The 3,487-nt window shown below is 67.5% G+C and carries 1 protein-coding gene; it reads right to left on the bottom strand.

Features of this window, described 5'->3' with window-relative positions:
• On the bottom strand, nt 1–3,487 hold a 3,487-nt coding region (locus AC08OP_RS20330), incomplete at both ends, for an Eco57I restriction-modification methylase domain-containing protein (protein ID WP_476615640.1).

The following is a 3,487-nucleotide window of genomic DNA, read 5'->3' as shown; positions in this document are numbered from 1 at the left end:
CACCCCCCCGGCTCGTCATACCGCTCCGGCGGCAGCACGGGAAGCTGCTTCATGAGAAAGTACTTGAACGAGGTGCCAGCGAATTTCTGTCGGGCACAGTAATCGAGCACGAACATGGAGAAGTTTGCCTGCAGAAGGGCTCCCCGTTCGGATGGCAATGCGAGGAGGAACTTGTCTCCCACGGCGTAACGCGGAATCGCGCCGCTGATCAGGGTCCGTTCGTCGGAGGCGCGGGCGATGTCGCGCCAGCCGAGCAGCCAGCCGCGGTCCCACCGCTCGCCGATCTTCTTCTCGACCTTCTCCTCGGCGACCCAGTAGCGCGGCAACGTGACGAAGTCCGCGTCGGCGTGCTGCTTGGGCGTCGTCCGGGGCAAGGTTCCCTTGTTCAGCTGGGCCTGCGTGGCCCCCTCGTAGGTCGAAAAGCGATGGTCGTAGTGGTGGACCATCTTCGCCTCGATCAGCGGGAGCATGTACTCGGTGTCCGCACCTGACCCTCGCGTGAAGACGTTGCCGACGAGATGCCAACCAGCCTTCTCCAGGTCCTTGCGAGTGTGGAAGTACTTGGAGTCATTAGCCATATCAAGCATGCGCATGAAGGAGACACGCCACGGGTTCGACGGAGGCCCGTCCCGCCAGAGAACCGGGACCCGGCGATAGATGTCGACCACGATCTGGGCGTTCCGGGGCGTATCGAAGACGGGGCAGGTGAGCGTGTTCGGATTCAACAGCTCGATATCACTCGACTCGAGAAGGAAAGAAAGATCCCCGAGATCCATGATTTTGCGAGCACGAAAAGCAAGTTTCAAAGTAGCCGACCGAGTACCACGCCCGGTCACGGTCACCAACGAAAATCGAAACTGGTTGTGGACCGCCGGGAAGATCTTCTCCTCATTCTCGAAGTCGAAGATTGAGGCCAATGAGAATGTTCGCACGAGGTCGCCGAAGAACGGCGCGGTGGTGGCGTCGGTGGCGATGCCGGTGGGCAGCACCAGGCCGGCACGACCGTGCGGGCCGAGGATGGTCCGGGCCGTCTCGGCGAAGACGGCGTAGGTGTTGACGTCGCCGCGGCCGGTGAGCGGGTAGCGGCCCGAGTCCCGCAGCAGTTGCGACCAGCCGGCGGACTCCCGCAGGTGATCCTGGAAGTCGGCGTACAGGGCACGGTCGGAGGCGAACTCGCTCTCCTTCAGCGCGTCGATCAGGTGCTGCCGGGCCGCCTTGTTCGGGGCCTTGGCGATCTTCTCGTCCCGGTGCGCGAAGAACTCCTTCTCCTGGAGCTTCACCCGCTCCCACGGCGGGTTACCCAGGACGCAGGAGAAGCCGCCGCGCCAGCCGGTGCCCGGGTTCGCGTCGGGAGCGTCCGGATCGTCATCCGTGCGGAAGACGTCCGGGAACTCCAGATGCCAATGGAAGAAACGGTACCGGTCCGTGATGTCGTCCAGGAGCTTCGCCAGCTCCGGTGACAGCTTCTTCGAACCAGCCATCAGCGGATACAGGAGCTGATTCGTGATCGCCGGTGGCCCACCCTCAGGCTTCGGCCAGACGAACGCGGCGCACCAGGCGTTGGCGGCCAGCAGGTGGAGGCGGCGCTCGGGCATGGCCTCCAGGGCCTCGTACCGCCGCGCCTGCTCACGGACATCCGACAGGGACAGTGCACGCAGATCGATGATCTCACGCAGCTCCTGCCGACCGCGCAGGTTGGCGAAGTGACTGATGTCGGCGGATTTCCGCGCCTCCAGGAAGACCGCACCCTGATTGTCGGCCAGCAGTGCCCTGACCCGGCTGGCATCATCGTCGCCGAACGCCTTGAAGGCGGCGTCGGGGATTCCCCCGTCCAGCAGCGTCGGGGTCACGCCGAGCAGGGCGTTGCCGACCTTGATGTGATGGTCGAGGTAGGCGAGCGGGCGGTTCGGCTCGACGGACGCCAGCCACAGCGAGAACTTGGTGATCTCGACCGCCAGCGGGTTGATGTCGACCCCGTAGACGCACCGCGCGACGACCTCGGGCAGGATCTTCACAATCTCCGCCCGGGACGGTTCGTCGTCTCCCCGGTCCATGATCGCGTATCTGCGGGCGATCCGGTGCGCGGCGGCGGCGAGGAAATGCCCGGAGCCGCAGGCCGGGTCCACCACGGTGATCCGCAGGAGGTCCGCGGGAATGCCGGAGGCCGCGTACCGGTCGATCACGGGGTCCAGCGCGGTCCTCAGCAGCGAGTCGATGAGCGCGTTCGGGGTGAAATAGGAGCCGGTGGTCTTGCGTTCGTTGCCCGGCGCGTCGACGAGACGGAACCGCCGGGCCGGCAGATCCGGGTCCGGCACCAGTTCCAGCAGCGACTCGTAGACGCTGCCGAGCTCCGCCCCGCCCAGATGGGCGAAGTCGACCCGCTGCCGGCGGCCCCGGTCATCCGTGACATGGCTGAGCAGTTTCACCGCGGCGAGCAGCCGCCGGTTGGGAAGTTCGAGCCGGCGCAGCTCGTCGGGACGGGCGTCGCGGTCGTCCGCACCGGACTCGCCGGACCGGCCCCGCCCGCTCGCCGAGCCACCCGTGAAGTACAGCCCGCCGAGGGCCGGCAGGGCGAGCTCGGGCCGGCCGCCGTCGCTGCCCAGGGCCTCCAGCACCAGGACGAGCCCGCGCCACAGGTCACCATGCTGATCACCACGCCGCCGGGAGGCGATGCGGCGCAGCCGCGCGGTGGAGAAGTAGGAGGCGTACCGCCGCCGGCCCTCGATGATCTGATCCGTGAGGCGCTTGCGGTCGGCCCGCTGCCGCGCCGTCTCGTCCGGTTTCTCCTCGGGAGGCTGGGGATGCAGCACGTCCCGGTCCTCGATGACGAACAGGAAGACCATCTGGTACACGAGCCGGAGCAGTTCGTGGCGGAACTCGTCGGGAGTCAGCCCGCCGTGCTGGCGGCCGGCCGCCAGCATCGCGCGCAGCCCGGGGTTGGCCTCCAGGAAACCGGTGCCCAGCTCCGCCATGGCCCGCACGACGTTGTCCCGCAGCTTGTCCCCGGCGACGATGCCCGCGGCCGCCGCATAGGTGTGCCAGCGTTCCAGCCAGCAGTCCGCCGGGTTCGTCGGCGCCGCGGCCACCCGATCGGGCGCCTCGAACCGCGAGGCGTGCGCGAAGGCGAAGAGCACCTCGAAATCGGAGTACAGCTCGCCGTCGAAAATGGCTTCGAGATCGAACTCCAGGTAGGAGTGGCCGACCAGGGCCGCCGACTCCCGCAGGATCCGCAGCTTCCGGCCGTTGGAAAGGATCCCCCACAGCCGGTCGTCGTGCCGGTTGAGGAACGCCTGCATCATGCGCTGCGGGGCCCGGTCGCTCTTCCCCGGCCCCAGCCGCTGGTCCAGATCGCGGTTCCAGGCGGCGAGGTGGACGGGAACGTGCCGCCACTCGTGGCTGATGGCATCGTCCTCGCCGAGGTGGCGCACGTACGCGACGCGGCCGTAGCCCAACTCGCCCAACAGGACCTGCAACCACAGCTCACGGG

The sequence above is a fragment of the Frankia sp. CeRuru1 genome (assembly GCF_977966315.1).
The sequence above is the reverse complement of the archived record's forward strand: the minus strand, read 5'-3'. Positions and strand labels throughout refer to the sequence as shown.